The organism is Streptomyces subrutilus (genome assembly GCF_001746425.1).
GTDB lineage: Bacteria > Actinomycetota > Actinomycetes > Streptomycetales > Streptomycetaceae > Streptomyces > Streptomyces subrutilus_A.
The window spans coordinates 1,257,320-1,280,282 of record NZ_MEHK01000001.1 but is presented as its reverse complement, the minus strand read 5'-3'; the positions used below and the strand labels follow the sequence as shown (position 1 = coordinate 1,280,282).

General features: G+C 71.7%; 20 protein-coding genes. 1 reads left to right on the top strand and 19 read right to left on the bottom strand.

Annotated features, from left to right (window positions below; genetic code table 11):
- Nucleotides 1-6: 6 nt before the first annotated feature.
- The 4 genes from BGK67_RS37445 to katG all read right to left on the bottom strand — a co-directional run bounded on the left by BGK67_RS37445 (nucleotide 7) and on the right by katG (nucleotide 6,924).
- Entirely contained in the window at nucleotides 7-1,533 is a 1,527-nt protein-coding gene (locus BGK67_RS37445; RefSeq protein WP_069919045.1) for an ATP-binding cassette domain-containing protein, read from the bottom strand.
- Nucleotides 1,530-4,226: a class III lanthionine synthetase LanKC gene (gene lanKC, locus BGK67_RS37440; protein ID WP_069919044.1), complete on the bottom strand. Its 2,697-nt coding sequence runs from the start codon at nucleotides 4,224-4,226 to the stop codon at nucleotides 1,530-1,532. Before lanKC ends, BGK67_RS37445 begins: the two co-directional genes overlap by 4 nt.
- 107 nt (nucleotides 4,227-4,333) lie before the next feature.
- Complete coding sequence (locus BGK67_RS39425) at nucleotides 4,334-4,444, bottom strand: class III lanthipeptide (RefSeq protein ID WP_208948659.1); 111 nt, start codon at nucleotides 4,442-4,444, stop codon at nucleotides 4,334-4,336.
- Between the two features lie 266 nt (nucleotides 4,445-4,710).
- Complete coding sequence (gene katG, locus BGK67_RS06710; RefSeq protein ID WP_069919043.1) at nucleotides 4,711-6,924, bottom strand: catalase/peroxidase HPI; 2,214 nt, start codon at nucleotides 6,922-6,924, stop codon at nucleotides 4,711-4,713.
- 235 nt (nucleotides 6,925-7,159) lie between these two features.
- On the opposite strand from katG, the gene BGK67_RS06705 reads away from it, so the two are divergent.
- Nucleotides 7,160-7,570, top strand: a complete 411-nt coding sequence (locus tag BGK67_RS06705; RefSeq protein ID WP_069919042.1) for a Fur family transcriptional regulator — start codon at nucleotides 7,160-7,162, stop codon at nucleotides 7,568-7,570.
- Here BGK67_RS06705 and BGK67_RS06700 read toward each other — a convergent pair.
- From BGK67_RS06700 to BGK67_RS06630, 15 genes are all read right to left on the bottom strand, one after another.
- Nucleotides 7,536-8,792, bottom strand: a complete 1,257-nt coding sequence (locus tag BGK67_RS06700; RefSeq protein ID WP_069919041.1) for a cytochrome P450 family protein — start codon at nucleotides 8,790-8,792, stop codon at nucleotides 7,536-7,538. The genes BGK67_RS06705 and BGK67_RS06700 overlap by 35 nt on opposite strands.
- Nucleotides 8,789-9,979, bottom strand: coding sequence for an MAB_1171c family putative transporter (locus BGK67_RS06695; RefSeq protein ID WP_069919040.1), 1,191 nt, complete (start codon nucleotides 9,977-9,979; stop codon nucleotides 8,789-8,791). The genes BGK67_RS06700 and BGK67_RS06695 overlap by 4 nt, the downstream gene beginning before the upstream one ends.
- Nucleotides 9,976-10,539, bottom strand: a complete 564-nt coding sequence (locus BGK67_RS38740) for a hypothetical protein (protein WP_167739549.1) — start codon at nucleotides 10,537-10,539, stop codon at nucleotides 9,976-9,978. Before BGK67_RS38740 ends, BGK67_RS06695 begins: the two co-directional genes overlap by 4 nt.
- Before the next feature lie 157 nt (nucleotides 10,540-10,696).
- Nucleotides 10,697-11,149: a helix-turn-helix domain-containing protein gene (locus BGK67_RS06685; protein ID WP_069919039.1), complete on the bottom strand. Its 453-nt coding sequence runs from the start codon at nucleotides 11,147-11,149 to the stop codon at nucleotides 10,697-10,699.
- A gap of 30 nt (nucleotides 11,150-11,179) precedes the next feature.
- A complete protein-coding gene (locus BGK67_RS37425; protein ID WP_069919038.1) occupies nucleotides 11,180-12,028 on the bottom strand; it encodes an ArsR/SmtB family transcription factor in 849 nt (282 codons plus the stop codon).
- Between the two features lie 240 nt (nucleotides 12,029-12,268).
- A complete protein-coding gene (locus tag BGK67_RS06675) occupies nucleotides 12,269-13,033 on the bottom strand; it encodes a hypothetical protein (RefSeq protein WP_167739548.1) in 765 nt (254 codons plus the stop codon).
- Nucleotides 13,017-13,991: a vWA domain-containing protein gene (locus tag BGK67_RS06670; RefSeq protein ID WP_069919037.1), complete on the bottom strand. Its 975-nt coding sequence runs from the start codon at nucleotides 13,989-13,991 to the stop codon at nucleotides 13,017-13,019. The genes BGK67_RS06675 and BGK67_RS06670 overlap by 17 nt, the downstream gene beginning before the upstream one ends.
- Nucleotides 13,934-14,635, bottom strand: coding sequence for a hypothetical protein (locus tag BGK67_RS06665; protein WP_208948658.1), 702 nt, complete (start codon nucleotides 14,633-14,635; stop codon nucleotides 13,934-13,936). Before BGK67_RS06665 ends, BGK67_RS06670 begins: the two co-directional genes overlap by 58 nt.
- Before the next feature lie 158 nt (nucleotides 14,636-14,793).
- On the bottom strand, nucleotides 14,794-16,044 hold the full coding sequence (locus tag BGK67_RS40700) for an amino acid kinase family protein (protein WP_069919036.1): 1,251 nt from the start codon (nucleotides 16,042-16,044) through the stop codon (nucleotides 14,794-14,796).
- Nucleotides 16,041-17,090: an aspartate-semialdehyde dehydrogenase gene (locus BGK67_RS06655; RefSeq protein ID WP_069919035.1), complete on the bottom strand. Its 1,050-nt coding sequence runs from the start codon at nucleotides 17,088-17,090 to the stop codon at nucleotides 16,041-16,043. The genes BGK67_RS40700 and BGK67_RS06655 overlap by 4 nt, the downstream gene beginning before the upstream one ends.
- Nucleotides 17,091-17,134: 44 nt before the next feature.
- On the bottom strand, nucleotides 17,135-18,094 hold the full coding sequence (locus tag BGK67_RS06650) for a GlxA family transcriptional regulator (RefSeq protein WP_069919034.1): 960 nt from the start codon (nucleotides 18,092-18,094) through the stop codon (nucleotides 17,135-17,137).
- Nucleotides 18,095-18,189: 95 nt separating this feature from the next.
- Nucleotides 18,190-18,540 (bottom strand): helix-turn-helix domain-containing protein, encoded by a 351-nt coding sequence (locus BGK67_RS06645; RefSeq protein WP_208948657.1) that lies wholly within the window; start codon nucleotides 18,538-18,540, stop codon nucleotides 18,190-18,192.
- A gap of 181 nt (nucleotides 18,541-18,721) precedes the next feature.
- Entirely contained in the window at nucleotides 18,722-20,179 is a 1,458-nt protein-coding gene (locus tag BGK67_RS06640; protein WP_069919032.1) for an aldehyde dehydrogenase family protein, read from the bottom strand.
- 43 nt (nucleotides 20,180-20,222) lie between these two features.
- Nucleotides 20,223-21,569, bottom strand: coding sequence for a hydroxyacid-oxoacid transhydrogenase (locus BGK67_RS06635; protein ID WP_079154053.1), 1,347 nt, complete (start codon nucleotides 21,567-21,569; stop codon nucleotides 20,223-20,225).
- A gap of 155 nt (nucleotides 21,570-21,724) precedes the next feature.
- The gene (locus BGK67_RS06630) at nucleotides 21,725-22,963 is read right to left on the bottom strand and encodes an ATP-grasp domain-containing protein (RefSeq protein ID WP_069919031.1); all 1,239 of its coding nucleotides are present in this window, start codon (nucleotides 22,961-22,963) and stop codon (nucleotides 21,725-21,727) included.

Here is a 22,963-nt window from a genome sequence, read left to right as displayed (position 1 = left end):
GGCCCCCTAGGAGAGCGCGTCCGCCGCCGCCAGGGTCACCACGCGGTCGAAGCGGCCGTCGAGGTCCTCGTCCCCGTGGTGCACGACCAGGAGGGCGCGCCCCTCGGTCCGCTCCCGCAGGGTCCGCAGCACCAGGCCCCTGCCGTCCGCGTCGAGGTTCGAGAACGGCTCGTCGGCGAGGTACACGTCGGCGTCCTCGCACAGCAGCGCCGCGACCCCGACCCGCTGCCGCTGGCCGGACGACAGCTCCGAGGGCAGCTGGTCGGCTAGTCCGTCCAAGCCCATCGCCGTACGCAGCCGCCCGTCGGCGACCAGTTCGCGTACCGGCAGCGGCGGCAGGTTCACCGGAAGGGTCAGGCTCGCCACCCGGGGCGGCAAGGTGACCGCCCCGGCGTCGGGGGCGAGCGTCCCGGAGATGATGTGCAGGAGGGTGCTCTTGCCGCAGCCGTTGGGGCCGCGCAGCAGTACGTGCTCGCCCGCGGCCAGCTCGAAGTCCCCGATCGTCACGCCGGCGCCGTCCCCCTCGCCGTACCGGACCTTCGCCCCGCGGACCCGGACCAGGGCTCCCTCCTCGTGGTACGGGGTCTCGCGGGAGTCGCGCAGGGCCTGGATCCGCTTGAGGACCGCGGTGCTCCGGCGGGCCTGCGGGATCATGTTGACGAGGTCGAAGATGCCGGTGACGGCCCGCCACAGGGAGTTCACGAAGGCGAGGAAGCTGCCGAAGGACATCCGGCCCGTGAAGACGAAGAAGGCGCCGATGACCATCGAAGCAGTGTCCGACAGGTTCATGACCAGGTCGCTGAGGGTCTTCTGGCGCAGCGACAGACGGTAGTTGACGAACTTGATGCCGAGGAACCCGCGCAGCGCGTCCTGGTTGACCGCGCGGGTGCCCGGCAGCAGCGACGGCAGGCCGCGGAGCGCGTGGAAGGACTCCAGCGTCCGGGTCAGCCGGTTGATGTAGCGCGCCTCCGCCTCGCGTTCGGGCTCGGTGTTGTCCTCGATGCGCCGGGCCAGCCGGTTGCTCACGAGCACCAGGGGCGGCACGATCACCAGCAGGATCAGGCTGGCCTGCCAGGACAGGTACAGCAGCACACCGAGGAAGACCAGCGAGGCGACGGCCTGCCGCGCGATGCGGACGCAGACGTCCACGGCCGGCAGGACGCCCTCGGAGACGTCGTTGTGGATGCGGCTGACGTACGAGGCGTTGCCCGCCGCCGAGACCTTTCGGCCGTCCAGGGCGATCGTGCGGTCCAGCAGCTCCGTCTCCAGCACCAGCGTGAACGCGTTCTCACACCGCTTGCGCCACGCGGAGATCCCGTAGCCCGCGAGGTTGAGGGTGAGTCCCAGCACCAGGTAGCCGGCGCCCAGGACGAGGAACCGGCGGAAGTCCGCGGCCAGGATCGCCTGGTCGAACAGGGCCTTGAGCAGGAGCGGGTGCAGCAGCGCCTCCAGCCCGCCCGTGGCCGCCTCGGCCGCCGTGATCACCACGAACCGGGTCCGGTGGCCGCTCAGCGTGAGCCACAGCTGTTTCACCGCGCGGCCTCGTCCAGCAGGAAGTCCGCCGGGCCACCGCCGTTCACGCGGTGCAGCACCCGCAGGACGCCCGCCGAACCGGTCAGGTAGTCGCAGGAACAGCGCAGCAGTCCCTCGCCCGGGACGCCCAGCGGGGCCGCCCCGTCCCGGCGCGGCACCGCGAAGCGCTCGGCGGGCTCGAAGAGGAACACTTTCCGGACGAAGTCGAGCTGCCGCAGCGCGGTGTCGCGGTAGGAGCGGTCGCCGGTGAACTCGGCCGCGTCCAGCAGCGCGTCGGCGACACCGCTCATGCCGAAGGCGTACCCCGGCAGCACCGAGTGCCCCGCGTCCAGCCCCCGCAGGACGGTCCGCGCGGAGTCCAGGTCCCCGTAGCGCAGCAGCACCTGCGCCACGCCCGCGGAGCCCACCTCCACGTACGGCTCCATGGTCCCCTCGTGGTCGAACATGACCGGACTGCCGGGGACGTCCGGCTCCAGCGGCTTGGCGTGGGCCATCTCCCAGGCGAGCGCGTCCCGCCCGAGCCGCACGTACCGCTCCTCCCCGGTGACCTGGTGCATCCGCAGCAGGAACAGCGCCACACCGGCCTGGCCGAAGCCCAGACCGGTCAGCGGGCCCTTGGAGGAGAACTCGTTCAGCCAGTAGGCGTGGCGGCCGTCGCGCTGCGCGGCCGCGCACAGCACGCGGGCGCACTCCCGGGCGGCGGCGAGGTCGCGCGGGTCGTGGCCGCGCAGGAAGAAGCGCAGGTTCGTCATGCCCAGCCCGGCGAGGCCGTAGTAGAAGGTGTGGTCGCCGGTCTCGGGGGCACGCCGGTTGGCCTGGGCGAGCAGCTCCCTGGCCTGCGCCGCCAGCCCGAGGGAGTCGGCCGCCCAGGCGATGCCGGCCAGGCCGCTCATCAGCCCGTCCGGGTACTGCGCCACGTCCATGCGGGCCAGCTCGTCGCGCAGCCAGGCGCGCCATTCGGGCCGGATCGCGATGCCCGAGGCGTGCAGCGACCACAGGACGCCGCCGGCCCCGAAGCCCAGGCTCAGCGGGTTGGTGACGTGCGCGAAGGGGTCCACGGGGAAGAGGGTCGCCCGGCCGGTGTCGGCGACGGCCTCGACGAACGCGGCCACCCCGGCCTCCGCCCGCGCCAGACCGAGCTCCTCCTCGGCCGCCGGCCGCACGGGCGCGGCCTCGACCCGGCCGATCAGCCCCGTCTCGTCCTCCAGGGCCTCGAGCACCTCCGGGAGGGTGATCCGCGCGTGCGACAGGTCGGTGATCAGTTCGTGGACGAGCTCGGGCCAGCCCAGGGCGTCGGTGAAGATCCGGTAGGTGCCGAGGACGTCCTCGCGCAGGTACGACATCGCCGCGATCGGGAAGATGAAGTAGGCCATGGTGGTCGCCAGGCCGTAGAGGTCGCCCTCGTATCCGGAGGCCTTGAAGAGGCTCCGGGAGAGGCTGAACCCCGGTGTGAACAGCTCGACCGGCTTCTCCAGCGCCGCGTCGTCGCTCCCGGCCCCGGCCTCGGCCAGCCGGCACGCCTCCAGGTCGACGATCGTCACCTGATATGTGTCGGTGTCGATGAGCAGGTTCGCGGGGGTGAAGTCGCCCAGGATCACCCGTCGTTCGTGGGCGGCCTGGATGGCGGTCGCCAGGCCGCGGAAGACGGCGATGAAGATCCGCAGGAACTCCCGGGACCGGTCGATGTCGAACTCCGGCCGGGCCAGCGGGTTGCGTTCGAGCAGTACGGAGCGGACATCGGAGCCTTCGACGAACTCCTCCGCGATGTAGTGGTGTTCCCAGTGCCGGAAGGCGGCGATCGGCTTCGGGAACGAGCCCGCGTCGGCCAGCCGGTTCAGGAACCGCCACTCCCGGGCGAGGATGTCCACGGCGTCGTGGTCCTGGCGCGGATTGATGTTGGTGTGCGGGCGGGCCTCCTTGAGGACCACCTTCCGGTCCCCGTCCGCCGTGTCCACGGCCGTGTACACACCGCCGCTGTTGGAGAACTGGATCGCCCCGGTCACCCGGAAGCGGCCGCCGAGGAGCACCTCCCCCTCGTCCTCCTCGGCGGGCTTCCAGTCGGTGAACGGCCACGGGACCCACCACGGCTGGGCGTATCCGGGCCGCCGGTCGTCCGGGACGGGCCCGTCCGGTCCGGTGACGTGCGGCACCCGCCGCCCCAGGACGTCGACGGCGTGCGTGTCGAGGAACTGGCCGTAGCGGAAGTAGAGCGCCTTGCTGTCGCGGTAGCGCAGGTCCGACAGCACGTAGGCGCCCTCGACGCCTTCCAGGATCCGGGCCAGGTCGGCCAGGCACGCCCGGAACTCCTCCTCGTCGCGCGGGTAGACGGTGACGAGCTTGCCGCCGCTGCCCCGGGACATGGCCTTGGAGTTGAGCATCTCGAAGATGTTGAGATCGAGAGCGATCTTGAAGTCGATCCCGTGCGCCGTCAGATGGGCGATCACCGATGCGGCGACCTCCCGCACCGTCCCCTGGCCCGCCGACACGTGGATCTTCCAGCCCTGCGCCGGCAGGTCCGGGTGGTGCCGGTGGCTCCACCAGATGCCGCTGCGGACGAACCGCGCCCGCGCCCGCTCGTCGAGGCCGGCGAGGAAGTGGTCGGCCCTCGGCTCGTAGGCGATGTCGAGGGGGTCGAAGAACAGCGTGTCGTTCCAGGCGAAGAGGAATCGGTTGACCCAGCGTTCGTCGCGCATGTCCGCCTCTGTGATCGTCCGAGGGCCGCCGCCGGCCGCGGCTGGTGGCAACGGGGACAGCGGTCCGTACGGGGACACAGCGCGCCCCCGTACGGTCGCCGTCGGGGTTACACCGGCTTGGTGGAACAGCAGGTGCTGCTGCTGCTCGTCAGACTGACGACGGCAGCGCTGTTGTTCGTCGCCACGGGCTGCAGGTTCTGGAGCTTGAGTACGCTCATCGGGGTCACCTCCTCGGAAGTCGAGTGGAGCCGGAGTCGGAATCGCCGTACACGGCCGGTCGGCCATGCCCGAGTCAACGCCACCCGCCCCACCCGCACATGGGAGCTCTCCACCCGTCATCCGCGCGCACCACCCCCAGGAACGGGCCGCCCGGACGGGCCCCGAATGGTGGTGGGCCGCACGGAGGCGGCCCACGAGGCGGTTCAGGGGTGCGCGAACACGTCCGGGCCGGCCCCCCGGAGGGGAGCCGGCCCGGACGGCGGGATCAGACCAGGTCGAACCGGTCGAGGTTCATCACCTTGTCCCACGCGGAGACGAAGTCCTTGACGAACTTCTCCTTCGCGTCGTCGCTCGCGTAGACCTCCGCGAGCGCCCGCAGCTCGGAGTTCGAGCCGAAGACCAGGTCGGCACGAGTGCCGGTCCACTTGACCGCGCCGGAGGCGTCACGGCCCTCGAACTCGTCCTGCGCCGAGGACGTCGACTTCCACGTCGTGCCCATGTCGAGCAGGTTGACGAAGAAGTCGTTGGACAGCGTGCCCGGCGTGTCCGTGAAGACGCCGTGCTTCGACCCGCCGTGGTTGGCGCCGAGGACGCGCAGACCGCCGACGAGCACGGTCAGCTCGGGAGCGCTGACCGTCAGCAGGTTCGCCCGGTCGACCAGCAGGAACTCGGCCGGCAGTCGGTTGCCCTTGCCGGCGTAGTTGCGGAAGCCGTCGGCGGCCGGCTCGAGCGCGGCGAACGACTCGACGTCCGTCTGCTCCTGCGTGGCGTCGACACGGCCCGGGGTGAACGGGACCTCGATCTCGACGCCGCCGTCCTTGGCGGCCTTCTCCACGGCCGCGGAGCCCGCGAGCACGATCAGGTCGGCCAGCGAGACCTTCTTGACACCGGTGTTGAAGGACTCCTGGATGCCCTCGAGGGTACGCAGCACCTGCGCGAGGTCGTCCGGGTTGTTCACCTCCCAGGTGCGCTGCGGCTCCAGGCGGATGCGGGCGCCGTTGGCGCCGCCGCGCTTGTCGCTGCCGCGGAAGGAGGAGGCCGAGGCCCAGGCCGCGGAGACCAGCTGCGCGATGGTGAGGTCCGAGGCGAGGATCCGCTCCTTGAGGGAGGCTATGTCCGCCGCGTCGACGACCTCGCCCTCACGCGCCGGCAGCGGGTCCTGCCACAGCAGCGTCTCGGAGGGGACCTCCGGGCCGAGGTAGCGCACGACCGGGCCCATGTCGCGGTGCGTGAGCTTGTACCAGGCGCGGGCGAAGGCGTCCGCGAACTGGTCGGGGTTCTCGTAGAAGCGCCGCGAGATCTGCTCGTAGACCGGGTCGAAGCGCAGCGACAGGTCGGTGGTGAGCATGGTGGGCAGGTGCTTCTTCGACGCGTCGTGCGCGTCCGGGATGATCGCCTCGGCGTTCTTCGCCACCCACTGGTTCGCGCCGGCCGGGCTCCGGGTGAGCTCGTACTCGTACTCGAAGAGGTGCTTGAAGAAGTCGTGGCCCCACTGGGCGGGGGTGGTGGTCCAGGTGACCTCGAGGCCGCTGGTGATCGTGTCTGCGCCCTTGCCGGAGTTGAAGGAGTTCGCCCAGCCGAAGCCCTGCGCCTCGAGCGGGGCGGCCTCGGCGTCGTCCCCGACGTGGTCCGCCGGGCCGGCGCCGTGCGCCTTGCCGAAGGTGTGGCCGCCGGCGATGAGGGCGACGGTCTCCTCGTCGTTCATCGCCATCCGGCGGAACGTCTCGCGGATGTCGCGCGCCGCGGCGACCGGGTCCGGGTTGCCGTTCGGGCCCTCCGGGTTGACGTAGATAAGGCCCATCTGGACCGCGCCGAGCGGGCTCTCCAGCTCGCGGTCGCCGGTGTAGCGCTGGTCGTCGAGCCAGGTGGTCTCGGGACCCCAGTACACGTCCTCGTCGGCCTCCCACACGTCGGCGCGGCCGCCGGCGAAGCCGAAGGTCTTGAAGCCCATCGTCTCCAGGGCGACATTGCCGGTGAGGATCATGAGGTCGGCCCAGGAGATGGACTGGCCGTACTTCTGCTTGACCGGCCAGAGCAGACGGCGGGCCTTGTCGAGGTTGACGTTGTCCGGCCAGGAGTTCAGGGGGGCGAAGCGCTGCTGGCCGGCGCCGGCGCCGCCGCGGCCGTCGCTGATGCGGTACGTGCCCGCGCTGTGCCAGGCCATACGGATCATGAGCGGGCCGTAGTTGCCGAAGTCGGCCGGCCACCAGTCCTGCGAGCTGGTGAGGACCTCGGCGATGTCCCGCTTCACCGCCGCGAGGTCGAGGGCCTCGAACGCGGCCGCGTAGTCGAACTCCTCGCCCAGGGGATTGGCGACGGCGGGGTTCTTGGCGAGGATCCTCAGGTTGAGGCGCTCCGGCCACCACTGGCGGTTTCCGCCGCCCTGGGTCGGGTGCGGGGCGCGCTCGTGGGCGACGGGGCAGCCTCCGGTGCCCTCCGTTTTGGCGTCTACGACGATTGCATCGTGGTTCTCAGACATGGGAATCCTTCCGGACCAGGCGGACAGCGGTGCTCGACGCCGAGTGGTCACCGTCCCGGACGGTCTCGAATGACTCCTGCCGCTTCGGGGTCATTCATCCTCTTGGCTATCAACGGAACTGATCCTACAATGGACAGAGTCCAAGTCAAGACGGACACCAAGCCAATATCCCATCGGATCTCCGACGCCCCGGCGAACACGGACATCCCGCCGAGCCTGAAAAGGGTGAGCCGATATGAGTGATCTGCTGGAACGGCTGAGAGGCCGCGGCTGGCGGATGACGTCCCAGCGGCGGGTCGTCGCGGAGGTCCTCGACGGCGAGCACGTGCACCTCACGGCGGACGAGGTGCACGTCCGCGCCGCCCGGCTGCTGCCCGAGATCTCCCGGGCCACCGTCTACAACGCCCTGGGCGAGCTGGTCACCCTCGGTGAGGTGGTGGAGGTCTCCACCGACGGCCGGGCCAAGCGCTACGACCCGAACGCGCACCGCCCCCACCAGCACCTGGTCTGCTCCCGCTGCGGCCTCATCCGCGACGTCCACCCGACGGCCGGCCCGCTGGCCGGGCTCCCCGCGGAGGAACGGTTCGGCTTCACCGTGTCCGGGGTCGAGGTCACCTATCGGGGGCTGTGCCCGGCCTGTGCGTAACGGCGCCGTCCGCCGACACGGCGACCGGCAGCTCCCGGACGGCGTGGAACCTGAAGGTGGTCGTCCACGGGACCTCCTCCGCCGCGCACGCCAGCCGGAGGGACGGCAGGCGGCGCAGCAGCGTGCCGAGGGCCGCGGAGACCTGCATGCGGGCCAGCGGCGCGCCGAGGCAGTAGTGCAGCCCGTGGCCGAGCGCGAGGTGGGCCTTGTCCTCCCGGTCGAGGTCGAACCGGTCGGGCGCGGGGTAGCGGGCCGGGTCGCGGTGGGCGGCGGCGAGGGAGAACAGCACCGTGTCCCCGGCGGGGATCCGTACTCCGCCGATGTCGACGGGCTCGGTCGGGAACCGCCGGATCGCGGTGTGGTTCGCGTGCGAGTGGCGCAGGAGCTCCTCCACGGCCTGAGGCAGCAGCTCGGGCCGGGCCCGCAGCGCCGCCAGCTCCCGCGGGTGCGTGAGCAGGGTGAGCAGGCCGTTGCCCAGCAGGTGCTGGACGTTCTCGCTCCCGGCCATGAGGAGGAGGAAGGCCAGCGACACCAGCTCGTTCTCGCTGAGCCGGTCCTCGTCGTCCCTGGCCGCGATCAGGTCCGAGAGGATGTCGTCACCCGGCCGGGCCCGGCGCCGGGCCACCAGGTCCAGCAGGAAGCCGTGGACGGCCCCGATCGCGGAGGCGAGCTCCTCGCGGGAGGCCGGCGTCAGCATGGCCGCGACCCAGCCGGAGAACGCCTCCCGCTCGGCCTCGGGCACGGCGAGCAGCTCGCCGATGACCGTGAGGGGCAGGGGCCGGGCGAGCTCCTCGACCACGTCGGCCCGGCCCTCGGCCGCCAGCCGCTCCGCCAGCCGCTCGACCCCGGCGTCCACCGCCGCCTGGACGGAGCCGCGCAGGGCTTCGACATGGCGGGGGGTGAACCCCTGGGACACCAGGCGGCGCAGCCGCAGGTGGTCCTCCGCGTCGATGTTCAGCAGGTTCGCGTCGAGCGCCGGGGGAAGGGCGAAGCCCTTGAAGCCGGTTCCGGAGTGCCGTTTGTCGACGGACAGCCGGGGGTCGGCGAGGCCCCGGCGGACATCGGCCTCCCGGGTCACCAGCCAGACCGGCGAGCCGTCCGGCAGCGCGACGCGGTGCACGGAGCCCATCGCGCGCAGCCGCGCGTACACGGCGTGCGGGTCGGCCGGGAAGCCGTGCCCGAAGGGCTGGGGGAGTGCCGTGGGGGCGGCGTTCAGGGTCATGCGGGTTCCTTGCGTGGTGTGCCGGGGGCCTTCGGGTGGTCGGCGTAGCGGACGGCGAGGGGTGAGGACATGGCGCGGGCCAGTCTGCGCTGGAAGGCGAGTTCGGCCGCGAGGTCGCCGGGGGCCGCCGCCACCGGCGTCTGCGGCGGGCGCCGGGGCGGGCGGTCGCGGCGCTTCGCGTCGATCGCGTTCCTGAGCTGCGCCGCCTCGACCACGGCCGCCAGCTCCTGCCCGCGCAGGCCGGCCCGCTCGGCGTCCTGCCGCGCCAGCCGTGCCACGTCCGCGTCCATCCAGGTGCGCAGGGCCCACTGGGCGTCGCGGATCTCGATCACCATGCGGTACAGGCGGGTCCGCAGGTCGAGCGCCCGGGTGAACGGCAGGACGGGTTCCGGTACGTGCTCGGTCAGACTCCGGTGCAGGGGGCGCAGCGCGCGCAGGGCGGTCCGGTGTCCCAACCGGTCGCGCAGGGAGGTCAGGTGGGGGCCCCAGTCCGGCAGGATCCAGCCGGTCGTCTGGACGATCACGGCGATGGCCACCCCGATCTGGGCGACGGGCTCCCAGGCGCGTCCGTCGTGCCCGAGCTGGGCCGCGACGATGTCGGCGGTCCGGGCGCCCGTGTAGACGAGCGCGAAGGGCAGGGCGAGGGCGACCGTGCGAAGGCCCCGGCGCAGCCACGGGGACGGCGCGATCCTGGCGTACCGCGCTCCCATCACACCGACCTGCACCTGGTTCGCCGTGAACGCGGAGAGGTAGACGATGAGGTAGGCGGGGGTGAACTGGGCCCGGGCGACGGCGAAGTCGTGCGGCGCCTCGCCGTGGGCCGACGCCGCGAAGAACAGCACCGCCATGGCGACCAGGACCAGCCCGAGGGCCACCACACGGGGGACCGCCTTGCGGCGGGCCGCGTCCGGGCCGTGGCTGAAGTGCAGCAGCACGAGCTGCTGGCAGACGGTCATGATGATCACGCAGCTCTGGGTGAGCAGGCCGGAGAAGTTCTCGATGCCGGCGAACTCGCTGACCCGCACCCACACCGACGGGGTGGACACGGTGAAGATGACGAAGAGCAGCAGGAAGTTGGCGACCAGCGCGACCTGGGGGACCGAGCGGTCCGTCCTCAGGACCCGGGCCTTGTAGCCGAGGGCGAGCAGGGCCACCACGGAACAGAGCGGATAGAGAAGGGTGTTCAAGCCCGGTCCCGTGGCATGGGCGCCTCCAGCGAGCTCAGCCGCTCGGCGATCTCCCGGGCTTCCGGCGGCACGCTCCAGGTGGGCTGGACGTTCCACGTGCCGATGAGCCCGCCGATGAGCGAGCCCACCAGCTCCGCCTCCCGCTCGGCCTCGGAGTCGCCGTGTTCACGGCCCATGACCCTTCGTACGAGCGCCGGGTCGAGCGAGGGCATGAGCAGCCGCGAGGCGTCGGCGCTCAGGACGGGCGAGGTGTCGTGGTCGCACACGACATGGCCGATCTCGTGCAGGATCACCTGCTGCTGGTGGACGGGTACCAGGCGTTCCTCGGCGAAGACGTAGTCCCGGGTCTCGGTGGCGACCCACAGGCCGTGCGGCCCCGCGGACGGGAGGGTGAGGGTGACGATGTGCACCTCCCGCCGGCGCAGGGCGCCGACGTGGGCGCACAGTTCGCCGAGGGTCGGTTTCCCCCCGGGGGGCAGACCCAGGGCCCGTACCTTCTCCCGGCACCGTTCGGCCAGCGGGTCCGCGGCCGGGCCGCCGGATCTCGATCGCCAGCGCATGACGATCACAGCACGTCGGCACTGGGTGCTGCACCGCTGGACATCCTGATCCCCCCGGGTGATCGTCGCGAGTTCTACCCCAGCACAGTTGCCCCGGCTGGAACAGGCGGGTTTGCGCCAGGAGGGACCTGTCGAGCGCTTCGAGAGGGGCCGTTGGTCAGCCTCCGGCGGGGCTCCCGGATTCCGGCGGGTCCTCCGCGAGACCCTCCAGCTCCCGTACGCGCTCTATCAGTTCGTTGATCGATCGCATGCTCCTCTCCGACAGGCCGGCGGTCCTGAGCGCGACCCGCTGGACCTTGGTGTCGCGCATGGCGGCCAGGAGGGCCAGTTCGGAGTCGACGGTGGCGGTCACCTCGTCGTCGAAGAAGTAGGCGGGCGGCACGCCGAAGAACTTCGCGAGCCCCTCGACGTGCCGCATCGTCGGATTGTCGCGCCGGCCCTTGCGCAGCAGCCAGATGTAGCTGCCCGAGATGGGAATGCCGGACGCCGTGATGGCGCGGGCGGCTTCCTCGCCCGTGTAAGGCCCGCGCCCGGCCGGGGCGGTGGTGGTGAACAGGTGGTTCAGCTTGTCGGCCAGGCTGCTGGTCGGCTTGTCGTCGGGGTGGGTCATGCGCCGTGCCTCCATCTTCGAAGGCGCACTTTAGCGGAGCGCGGTTGACGGCCCGGCGCGCACGGCCGGCCGGCCGAGAACGGCTTCGCCGAGGTGGGTGAGGCGGTGGACGGCGAGGTTGCTCCGGCGCTCCGTCGCCACCAGCCCGGACCGCCGGAGCACGCTGACGTGCTGGCCCGCGGACGGTTTCGAGATGTGCAGGCGCCGGGAGATGTCGCCGGTGGAGCCGGGCACGCGGACGCTTTCGAGCACGCTCGCCCGGGTGTGCCCGAGCAGCGCCCGCAGCGCGGCGGCGCCGTCCTCCTCGCCCTGCCACAGGCAGGCGGCCGACTCGCTGTCGAGCGGCACGTTGTAGACCAGCGTGGTCAGCCCCCGCCGGCTGCTGTCCGGCTCCAGGACGAGCGGGCGGCAGGCGAACAGGGAGGGGGTGAGGGCGATCCCGTCGCCGGTGAGGCGGATCTCCCGGGCGTCCTGCCCGTTGTCCACCCGGAGGTAGGGCGCGTCCCAGTCGATCGCCGGGTGGAGCCGGCTGAGCGCGCTTTCCACGCCGTCCGCCAGGGCCGTCCGCCCCAACAGTTCGCGCTGCGTCTCCAGATGGCCTCGGATGCGCCCCCAGAACGGTTCGACGGCCGTGGCGCGGAAGTGCCCGCCGTCGGGGGAGGGGCCCGCCGGGGCGCGGGGCGCGGGCGGCGGGGCGGGGGCGGCGGCCGTGGAGACGCGGTGCAGTCTCCGCTCCACCTGCCGGCGCCACTCGCTGAACTCGTCCTCGAGCGGCGCCGCGTATCTCAGCTCCGCGAGGCGCGATTCGAACTCCGCTCCCAGCGTGCCGATGACGCGTATGCGCGACAGGTCCCCGACGGTCAGACGGAGGGTGACCAACGCATTCTCTCCTGACGTCGAAGCCCATGCACGCGGTTCCCCGCGCGCCCCCGTATCCCGCGCATCCACATGAGTTGATGACGGTGGACAAGCTTATAGGGGGAAACCGGCTTCCGGGCAGGGCCCTTTCGAGCCATCGGTCCGCTCCGGCCGCGCGGATCAGGCCCGCGGCGTGGGTGCCGTCCACATGAGTCGAAGGGCGGTGGCCGCGCTTCCGTACGAGGCGGCGCGGGACGCCGGCTAGCGGAAGATGGCCATCGCCTGGACCTCCAGGACCCCCTCGTCGGGGTTCCACTCCTGGACCTTGCCCAGGCAGCGGGCCGAGAAGGTGCCCCGGGGGACCTGGTTGCGCAGGCCCTCCGTGGCGCAGGTGACCCGGACCCGGGGCCCCCGGGAGGGGTCGGCCGGATCGCCGTACGGGGCCAGGAACACGGTGGAGCCGGCACGCTCCGGGTCGTCACCGGTCGCGCGGAACCGGCCCCGGATCAGAACGAAGCCCTCGATGTCGCGCAACCGGACGGCGCTCTGCCCGCCGGAGGCCGACCGCAGCAGCGCCGGGCTGCGGGTGACGGACTGGCTCGGCAGGTCGACGTGCACGATGACGCGCTTCTGCTCCAGCACCTTCATGATCAGGCCGATCACCGAGATGGGCTCCGCGACCTCCATGTAGCGGCTGACGATCTCGGTGTTCTCCCTGCGGCCGCCGTCCGCTCCGACGCCGAAGACCTTCGCGCGGACGGTGCCGTCCTTGCTGTCGCTGGTGCGCTGCTCCACCTCCTTGCGCAGGGCGGCCGTGTACCCGCGCATCTGGTAGTGGTCCATGACCGTCTTGTCGTGCAGGTAGAAGCAGATGCCGTCGGTGATGTCCTGGACGGCGGCCCGCCGGGCCCGGACCACCCCCAGCACCGCTACCGCCAGGAGCGCCGCGAGGCCCGCCCCGGTGGCCGCCCACAGCAGCATCCAGGGCCACCACACGGCCCACCACGCTTCACTCGTGACACCCACGGATCTCCTTGAAGGCGCTCGAAAGGGACTGGCCGGTGGCGTCCGCCATGTGCCCGCCGGTGGCGCGGGCGGCCCGGTCGAGCTCCCGCGGGTCGGCCTCCCCGTACCGGACGGTGTACGTACGGACCGCGCGCACGGCCGGCGGCAGGGCCGCGTACCGCGCGAGGAACGCGTCGAGGCCGATCCCGGCGTTGTTCTCGCCGTCCGTCATGAGCACGATCGAGACACGCTGCCCGGCGTCCTTCGCCACCGCGTCGGCCGCCGTCCGGTAGCCGTGGTCCAGGGCCGACCACACGGCGGTGCTCGTGTCGAAGCCGTCGTCGGCGACCATCGCGCGCAGCCGCTCCAGGTCGGGCGCCCCGGTGTAGGTCACGCTCCGCTCGTCCAGCACGCGGCCGCCGAAGCGCACCACCGTGAGGGTCTCGCCCCGGTGGAACCGGGTGAACTTGCCGGAGCTGGAGCCGTCCGCGCCGCTGAGCCCGGCGATCGTGGCGCGCAGGCTCTCGATGCGCTCCCCGCGCATGGACCGGGAGAAGTCCAGCAGGAAGATCACCCGCACCGGGCGGCCGTCGCGAGCCTCGGCGTAGTCGGCCAGCAGCCGGTCGACGACCGCCTGGCTGTCCGGGAAGTACAGGGCGTTGCCCAGCGGGGCGCGCAGGCCGGGCACGCGGGTGAGGCCGGGGTCGACCGGCCGGCGCAGCGTGCGCTCCATGATCTGGCGCTGTACCGGCTCGCTGCGGAGCCAGGCCGCCAACCGGTCGTAGGCGGCCCGTTTGGCCGGATCCAGCAGCATCAGCGGGTAGTCGGACAGCACGATGCCGTCCTTCGGGTAGACGACCTCCAGCGGAACGCGCGGGGTGCCCGCCCGGTTGAGCGCGAGCAGCTCGGACTCGTAGGTGATCAGCGCGTCGAGGCCCTCCTCGGTGCCAGATAGGTCCCGGCCGAGTTGGAGCTGCACACGTCGGGGCTCTGGGCGACGATCCGGTTGGCGTTGGAGATCCCGTGCCGGCGGATGCCGAGGTCGTTCCAGCGCTGTCCCCGGTCGATGTGGTCGAGGAACTTCTGCATGTCCAGCGAGTAGTAGAGCGGCTGGTTCCCGCCCTCCGCGGGCAGCGGGCCGGCGATGCCGGCGTCGTGCAGGGTCTCGGCGTACTCCCGGTAGGTCGCGAGCACGATCGGGCTCACGAAGGGGCGGTGCACCTTGGCGTACTGGCCGGCCCCCGCGCGTACGCCGGTGATCAGGTCCCCGGCCGGCTGGCCGGAGGGGAAGACGAAGTCGAAGGAGGCGAGGTCCCGCAGGGCGACCTCGCGCGAGCCCGAACTGGTGATGTGGACCTTCACGCGGTGTTTAAGCAGGATCCGCTGGACCTCCTCGTCCTCGAAGAAGTCCCGCTTCGAAGCCATCTTGCCCTCGAGGACCACGACGCTGTCGAAGGGCAGCAGCAGGTTGCCCGACACCGCCAGCGTGGCCAGCCCCGTCAGTACGGTGGCCAGCGCGGGCAGGAAGAACAACAGCAGGCCCCGCCGCGACCAGGAGCCGGACGACCGGCGCCGTACGACCAGCCGCGGCTCCTCGACGACCGGTCTCTCCCCGACAACCACCCATGCCCCCCAGCACGTCAGCGCCACCCCGAAGCCGCAGCCTCCACCGCCCGGTTGGCCATTGGCGCACAGTCCGGCCAACCCTGGGTGAACAACGCCGGTGAAAAACAGGGGAGTTGGTTCACCCGCCGGCGCCTTCAGGCCACGCGGCGAGCTCGTCACCGATCGCGGGGACCTGCGGATCCTCGGGGTTGCGGTGCGCCGAACAGGACGTCGCTGTGCGGGGAGCGCGCCTTGGCCGGCGCTGCGGCCGCCGGGGCCGGGGCGCCCGCCCGGTCCGGCTGCGCGGCGCCCACCAGGTCCGGGCCGGGGTCCGGGTAGAGCAGGGCGTGGCACCGGCGGGCCTCGGCGTCGGCGTCGGCGCGGGACACCAGGACGTGCTCGGCCCGGCCGTCCGCGTGCACCGTGGTGATCAGGCAGAGGTCGTCGTGCCGCCGCCCGCCCCCGAGACGGGCCGCCGTGCCCCGGCCCCCGGCGGGCACCACCAGATAGGGGCCGCTCGCCGAGTCGAACTCAATGGTCCGCAGCCCGTCCGCCAGCAGCCCCCGCGCCGCCGCCCGCCGCTCCGGCCCGGACCGGAAGCGCCAGACGTCGCTGCTCTTGTGCGCGACCACCGCGGCGGCCTCCGGACCCTCGCCGACCACGGTCCCCGCCCCGCCCGCGCCGTCGGCCCACGGGAAGGGGCGGCAGTGCAGCCGTACGCCGCCGCGCTCCGCCCAGTCCACGGCGCTCTCGTGCACGACCTTGGCGCCGTGGCGCGACATGCGCCGCACACCCTCGTAGCTGATCTCCGCCAGGGTCCGCGCGGCCGGCACCAGGTAGGGGTCCGCGGTGCACACGCCGGGCACGTCGGAGAAGAGCACGCAGGTACCGGCGCCCAGCGCCCCGGCCATCGCCGCCGCCGACAGGTCGGAGCTGTTGCGGCCCAGCATGACGGTCCGGCCGGCCGCGTCGACCGCCTGCCCGCCCGGGACCACCAGGACCGGGCTGTCCTCCAGTCCCGACAGCAGCACCCCGGGATCGGCCCGGACCAGCCCAGCCCGGTCGGCCGGCCCCTCGCCCAGCAGCCCGGTGCCGGCCGCCGTCAGCGGCAGCGCGGGCACGCCCACGGCGTCGAGGGCGGCCGCGAGCAGGGCGACGCTCACCGTCTCGCCGCTGGTCAGCAGCATGGCGGCGACCGGCGCGGGCGGATCGTCGGCCAGCGCGCCGAGGGTCTGCTGGAGCCTGCCCGTGGTGCCCGACATGGCACTCACCACGACGACCACGGGGCGCTTCTCCTCCGCGGCCCGACGGGCCGTGTACCGGGCCACCCGCGCGAAGCCGTCCAGGTCGGCGAAGGCGGATCCGCCGAACTTCATCACCAGCGGACCCCGGTCCGGCCCGGCGCCGCCGGACGACACGCCGCTCACCCCAGCCACCCGTTCTTCACCGAGAGTTCCACGATCTGCAGGGCGTTGAGCGCCGCGCCGACCCACAGGTTGTCCGCGACCACCCACACCGCCACGGCCCGCGGGTCCTCCGGCTCCACCCGGATGCGCCCGACGTGCACCAGCGCCCGGTCCTCGGGCCGGGCGAAGACGGAGCGGGGCATGGGGTACGAGGGACTGTCCGACCGGGTGTACACCCGCAGCCCCTCGGTGGCCGCCAGTGCCTTCTCGACCGCGGCGGTGGTGACCGGTTCGCGCAGTCTGACGTGCACCGCCTCGGAGTGGCAGTGGAAGACCGGCACCCGCACCGCCGTGGCGCTCACCCGCAGTCCGGGCAGGCCGAGTATCTTGCGCGGCTCGCGGACGAGTTTGCGCTCTTCGTGGGTGAGCCCCTGGTCGTCCTGGAGGCCGATCTCGGGCACGAGGCTGAAGGGCAGCGGCTGCCCGAACCGCCCGCCCGCCTCGCCCTGCGCCCCGGGGTCGTCCAGGATCCTGCGCGATCCCTCGGCCAGTTCCTCCAGCCCCCGCACCCCGCCCCCGGAAGCGGCCTGGTAGGTGGCCACCACGACGCTGTCCAGGGTGGCGAGTTCGTGCAACGGCTGGAGGGCGCGCACCATCTGGATGGTCGAGCAGTTCGGGTTCGCCACGAGGTTGGAGGCCGGCCGGACCGCGAGGGCGCCGGGGTTGACCTGCGGGACGACGAGCGGCACGTCCGGCCGCATGCGGAACGCGGAGCTGTTGTCGACGATCAGCACGCCGGCATCGGCCAGCCGTTCCGCCTCCCGGCTGCTGACGTCGGCCCCCGCGCAGAAGACGGCCACGTCCAAGTCCCGCGGGTCGAGTTCCTCGACGGTCACCAGCGGGGCCAGCGGCAGGGACAGCGCCTGCTCGGCGCCCAGGTCCCGTCCGACGCTGCGCGCCGACCCGACCGGTACCACCCGCTCCACCGGCACGATCCCGCCGTCGAGCAGGGCCAGGCACTCCCTGCCCACGGCGCCGGTGGCGCCGACTATCGCGATGCGCAGCATTCCCGTCCTCCTGTTCGCGCCCGCGCGGGCGCGGCGTGTGTCGGTCAGGTCAGAGAACCCCGGAAGGCACGCCGGTAGGCGTTCGGGGTGGTGTTGAGCGAGCGCACGAACTGGTGGCGCAGGGCGGCAGCGTTGGGGAACCCCGTACGGGCGGCCACCGCCTCCATCGTCTCGTCCGTGTTCTCCAGGAGCCGCTGGGCGCTCAGGACCCGCTGCGCCAGCAGCCAGCGGTACGGGGTGGTGCCGGTCTCCATCCGGAAGCGGCGGGCGAAGGTGCGCGGCGACATGCAGGCCAGGGCCGACAGCTGCTCGACGCTGATCTCCTGGTCCAGGTGCTCCTCGGCCCAGGCCAGCACGTCGCGCACCCCGTCCTCCCGGTACTCCGCCACCGGCCGTTCGATGTACTGGGCCTGGCCGCCGTCCCGGTGCGGGGGGACGACCATGCGCCGGGCGATGGCATTGGCGACATCGCTGCCCTGGAGCTTGCGCACCAGGTGCAGCGCGGCGTCGATGCCCGCCGAGGTGCCGGCCGAGGTGAAGACCGGATCCTCGTCGACGTACAGGACGCCCGGCTCGACCTCGGCCTTCGGGTACCGCTCGGCGAGCGCCGCGGCGTAGCGCCAGTGCGTGGTGCAGCGCCGCCCGTCGAGCAGCCCGGCCGCCCCCAGGACGAAGGCCCCCACGCAGACGCTGAGCACCCGGGCACCGCGCGCCACCGCCTGGCGCAGGGCCTCCAGGAGGTCCGGTGGGAAGTCCCTGGTGTGGAAGTCGTCCCCGACGGGGATGGCGATGAGATCCGCGTCCGCGAGCCGGTCGAGGCCGTACGGCGTGCTGATGGTGAATCCGGGGACCGCTCGCACGGACGCGGATTCCGCGGCGACCAGCGCGAAGTCGTAGGCCGGCAGCCCCTCCTCCTGGCGGTCGATCCCGAACACCTCGCATACGACGCCCAGCTCGAACGGGTGGACGTTGTCGAGTAGCACAGCGGCTACGTTCTTCAGCATGGGACCCAATGTGGCAGGGATTCGTGGTGTTCTGACAGTCCCACCACTGTCAGGTGGCCAAAAGCTCCCGCACACTGACGGCATGCATCCCGCAATCACTCGCCGATCGAGACGATACCGCCGCGGATTCCCATGACGACGGCCTGTGTCCGATCAGAGGCGCCGACCTTCGAGAAGACGGCGGATAAATGATTCCGCACCGTCTTCTCCGATATGCCGAGCGAACTGGCCACCCTCCGGTTCGACTTGCCCTGGGAGACGAGGACCAGAATCTCCCGCTCGCGCGCCGTCAGGGAGGAAAGGGGTTCCCGGGACGTCGGATCCGCGGGGAGGCTCACGGGGTCGGGGTCCGTCCGCTGCGCGTCACCGGTGTCCGTGCGCAGGTCCTCGATCATCTGCTCCTGGGCTTCCAGCGCGTCCTGCACCTCGCCGAGCGCCTTGTGCATCCTGTCGACCGCTTCGGCCAGAGCCGTAACGGGCTGCGGCGGCGCACCGCAGGATTCACAGCACCTCTTGCCACTCAACTCCACGACTCGCCTCTGCACGACACGTGCCATCAGGTGCACTCCCTAAATGCAGATAATGCAGATGTGATAACCGAACCGCTCTTTTCCTTTCGGTGACGGCTCAAGAAGGAAGCTGGGTGTGTATGGCGACCGTCTTGCACCGCGTGTATTCCCGCAGCGCCTCCAGCCCCTTCTCGACGCCTATCCCCGAGCGCTTGTATCCCCCGAAGGGAAGCTCCACGCCGCCGGCCGCGCTGTAGTTGTTCACGAACACCTGCCCCACGCGCAGCCGCTGGGCGAGCCAGTGGGCGGTGGTCACGTCGGACGTCCACACCCCGGCGGCCAGCCCGTAGGTGGTGTTCTCCGCGAGCCCGACGGCTTCGTCCAGGGTGTCGAAGACCGATACGCACAGGACCGGGCCGAAGATCTCCTCGTGGAACACCCGGTGCTCGGGCGTCACGTGGTCCAGGATGGTGGGTTCCACGTAGAACCCCCGCGCGTGGGCCGCGCCCCCGGGCGCCTTGCCGCCGGTGCGGACCACGGCGTCCCTGCTGCCCTCGGCCAGGTAGCCGAGCACCCTGTCGCGCTGCTTCGCGGAGATGAGCGGTCCCATGTCGGGATCGCCGATCCCCGGGCCGACGCGCAGGGCGCGGAACGCCTGCGTGAGGGCCGCCACGAGCTCCCCGTGCACGGACCGGTGGACGAGCAGCCGGCTGCCGGCCGAGCAGTTCTGCCCCGCGTGCTCGGTGATCGAGTCGACGATCAGCGGTACCGCTCGCGCGGTGTCGGCGTCGGGAAGAACGATGTGCGGGGACTTGCCCCCGAGCTCCAGGGTGACCGGAACGATGTTGCGCGCGGCCGCGGTCATCACGGCCTCGCCGATCTCCCGCGAACCCGTGAAGGCCAGCCGGTCCACGCCGGGATGCGCGGCCAGTGCTGCACCTGCCTCCTCTCCGTAGCCCGGCACGACGTTCAGCGCGCCCGCCGGGAGTCCTGCTTCCAAAACGATGTCCGCCAGACGGAGCGAGGTCAACGGCGCGTCCTCCGCCGGCTTGAGCACACAGCAGTTTCCGGCCGCGAGGGCGGGTGCGACGGTCCTGGCTGCGATCTGCAGGGGGTAGTTCCACGGGATGATGTGCCCGCACACCCCGTACGGCTCCCGCAGGGTGAAGGCGAACCGGTCCGCCTGATGAAGGATCGTTTCACCGCCCAGTGCCTCCACGGCGCCGGCGTAGAACTCGAAGTAGCGCGCGGCGACGTCGGCATCGACCAGCGACTGGCTCAGCGGCTTGCCGGTGTCCAGGGTCTCCAGTCTGGCCAGTTCCGAGCGCTCGGCCCGGATCGCCGCGGCGATCCGGCGGCACACCCCGGACCGCTCCGCCACCGTGGCGAACCGCCAGGCGGACTCGTACGTGTGCCGCGCGGCGTCCACGGCGTCCGCGACCTCGGCCGCGCCGCAGCGGGCCACTCGTGCGAAAGGGCGGCCGTCCGACGGATCGAGGACGTCGATCCACGCAGTCGCGGGGACCTTCTTTCCCGCGATGACGGCCGTGTACTCGGTTAAGTCTGCTTCGCTCACGGGGGCCTCAAGCTCCTTGCGTGGGGGACCGCAACACTCGTCGTCAGCCGGTCATCGAACCGTCGAGAATTCTCTTCAGATCATGAGCGGCGACATCGCGCGGGCAGCACACCAGAAGGCGCTGCTGTTTGAGCGCACCCTCGACAAGTGCAGGGAGATCCTTGCCCGAATAGCCGAAGGACGCAAGGCCGCCCGGACCGCCGGTGTCCGCCACCAGCTGCTGCAATGTGGCCGGAAGTACATCCGCACCGTGCGCCGTCGACACCCCGCCGAGATCGGCTCCGAGCAACTCGGCCGCGCGCAGGTGTCGTTCGGGAGACGTCGGATAGGTGAATTCGAATGCGGCCGGCGCCGTGGAGACGACTGCGGCGCCGTGCGGCACCATTGCGTGATCGACCGCGTATCCCTCCGGACGGTAGTCGCGCACCAGTCCGGCTATCGGATAGGCGCAGGCGTGTGGAATATGGGTTCCGGCATTGCCGAATCCCATTCCCGCATAGCTCGCCGCCTGGCTCATCCCGATCCGGGCTTCCAGATCGTCGGGGTTGAGCACGGCCCGCCGGAGGTAGCGGCCGACCAGTCGCAGCGCCTGCTCCACCCATACGTCGCTGATCGGGTTGGCGCCGACGTACAGCGGCCGGTCGGCGGGCGCGGGGTAGGGCGGACGCCGGTCGTAGGGGCGGGCGGTATACGACTCGCAGGCGTGCGTCAGCACGTCGTACCCCGAGGAGGCGGTGACCTCCGGCGGCAGGGTGAGGGTGTTGGCCGGATCGATCAGGGCCAGGGACGGCAGCAGCCGCAGATCGCTGATCCCCGTCTTCACGTTCAGGCCACTGACGCCGAGGGCGACCATGGCGGTGCACTCGCTCCCGCTGCCGGCCGTGGTGGGAACCGCCACCAGCGGTTTCAGCGGCCCGGGGATCCTCGCCCCGATGCCGATCGGCGCGTTCAGGTAGTCGCGCACCGACCGGCCGGGGTAAGTGAGCAGCAGGTTGAGCATCTTGGCGGTGTCGATCGCGCTGCCGCCGCCGAGGCCGACGAAGCCGTCCACCCGGAGCGGGGCCAGTTCGAGGGCGGCCCGGGTGACGCTCTCGTCGGTGGGCTCCACCTGGGTGCGGTCGAAGACCGAGACCGCGATGCCCTCCTGCTCGATGAGCTTGGCGACCCGGGCCGGCAGGCCGAGGCCGGCCAGGACCCGGTCGGTCACCAGCAGGACCGACCGGACCCCGGCCCTGCGCAGTTCGTAGCCGATTTCCCGCGTGGCACCGACCCCGAATTTCAGTGGTGGGGCCTGCCAGCCGATGATCCTCTCGTGCTCTGGAGAACTTCCTCCGACCCACGCAACCGGCTCCACCGTCTGCCCCTCGCCCTCTTGACCGATCGGCAACATTACGTTGCATATTCATTCCGAATTTGATCAGGTGAGGGCCACCCTAGTCCGGCCAATTCCACCTCACCATAGGACTCTCGTCCCATACGGGAAGGGGCGGGGTGTCCGAATTCCCACCCCGCCCCTTCCCTCCCCCCGCCCCCCTCGGGCCCCCGTCAGACGGGTTCCACGGTCAGCTGTGCCTCGATCTCCTTGACACGCACCGTGTCCGCGTCAACGGATTCCTGACTCGGGCCCGCGAGGATGACCCAGCCCAGGCTGGTGAACAGGTCCTCGGTACAGGGCACCAGCTCGCCGTTGGCGTACGGCAGGCCCAGCCGCTGGAAGGAGGGCAGGTCCCGGACCGCGTCCAGGGCCTCGGCGTTGCGCAAGATCCCCTCGCGCGGGCTGGACAGCCACACCACGCGCACCGGCCGCACGATCTCGTAGCCCGGCGTGAACGTGCCGTCGAGGTGGTGGCGGACCGTGCGGTCGATCTGGCAGTCCCCGGTGGCCAGGCGCGCCGAGTACTGCAGACAGCTCCCGGCCAGCCGCGCGGCCGTCTCGATCAGCCGCGGGCCGTCGGCCGTGAGCATGACCTCCGTGTGCGTGCAGCCGGTACGGATCCCGACCGCCTGCGCCACCTGCCGGGTGTACTCGCCCAGCATCACCGCGACCGGGTCCTGCGGGGCCAGGTAGTCGACCGCGTCGTAGATCCCGATCCGGTCGTTCTTCGCCGACTTGCTGTAGCGGCTGACCGAGACCAGCCCGAACTGCCCGTCGACCGAGTACGTGTCGACGATGTACTCCGTGCCCTCGGCGAACTCCTGCACCAGGACGGTGTCGTTGCGGATGTCGAAGCGGTTGACCGAGCCGAGGAGCCGCTCGAAGTACGGCCGCCAGTCCTCCCGCGCACCGACCTTGTGCACGTCGTCCGTGCCCCCGCTGCGGCGGGGCTTGAGCACCAGCGGCCGGCCCTCGAGGCCGTTGTCCCGGATCCACGCGGCGACCTCCTCGGGGTCGTCGGTGGCGATCTGGCGCAGATGCGCGATGCCGGCGGCCGCGACCGCCTGGCCCATGGGCCATTTGTCACGTCGGGCTTCGGACAGCTCGAACACGTTGCCCGTGCCCGGCATCAGCCGCTCGATCAGGGCGTCGACCAGCATCACCGCGGACTCGTTCCCCGGGACGATGGCGACCGGGTCGTATCCCTTCACCGTCCGGAGGAGCTCCTCGAAGTCACCGTCGTGGTAGTGCGTACGGAAGAAGGCGTCCGGATTCCACGTACGCCGGTAGGAGTTCAGCGGACCGGGCGTGCTGAGCACGGCCACCGGCTCGACGTCTCGCTCCCGGAAGGCGTTCGCGTACTCGGCCGCGCCGGAGTAGGGGTCGACGAGGATCACGTAGCGGGGCAT

Bases quoted from the DNA above. Each gene is read 5' to 3' on its own strand.
- BGK67_RS06655 (WP_069919035.1), bottom strand. From the start codon at position 17,090: ATGCTGCGCATCGCGATAGTCGGCGCCACCGGCGCCGTGGGCAGGGAG.
- BGK67_RS06685 (WP_069919039.1), bottom strand. From the start codon at position 11,149: ATGACCCACCCCGACGACAAGCCGACCAGCAGCCTGGCCGACAAGCTG.
- BGK67_RS06630 (WP_069919031.1), bottom strand. From the start codon at position 22,963: ATGCCCCGCTACGTGATCCTCGTCGACCCCTACTCCGGCGCGGCCGAG.
- katG (WP_069919043.1), bottom strand. From the start codon at position 6,924: ATGTCTGAGAACCACGATGCAATCGTCGTAGACGCCAAAACGGAGGGC.
- BGK67_RS06700 (WP_069919041.1), bottom strand. From the start codon at position 8,792: ATGACCCTGAACGCCGCCCCCACGGCACTCCCCCAGCCCTTCGGGCAC.
- BGK67_RS06635 (WP_079154053.1), bottom strand. From the start codon at position 21,569: ATGTTGCCGATCGGTCAAGAGGGCGAGGGGCAGACGGTGGAGCCGGTT.
- BGK67_RS06645 (WP_208948657.1), bottom strand. From the start codon at position 18,540: ATGCACAAGGCGCTCGGCGAGGTGCAGGACGCGCTGGAAGCCCAGGAG.
- lanKC (WP_069919044.1), bottom strand. From the start codon at position 4,226: ATGCGCGACGAACGCTGGGTCAACCGATTCCTCTTCGCCTGGAACGAC.
- BGK67_RS38740 (WP_167739549.1), bottom strand. From the start codon at position 10,539: ATGCGCTGGCGATCGAGATCCGGCGGCCCGGCCGCGGACCCGCTGGCC.
- BGK67_RS06650 (WP_069919034.1), bottom strand. From the start codon at position 18,094: ATGCTGAAGAACGTAGCCGCTGTGCTACTCGACAACGTCCACCCGTTC.
- BGK67_RS39425 (WP_208948659.1), bottom strand. From the start codon at position 4,444: ATGAGCGTACTCAAGCTCCAGAACCTGCAGCCCGTGGCGACGAACAAC.
- BGK67_RS06705 (WP_069919042.1), top strand. From the start codon at position 7,160: ATGAGTGATCTGCTGGAACGGCTGAGAGGCCGCGGCTGGCGGATGACG.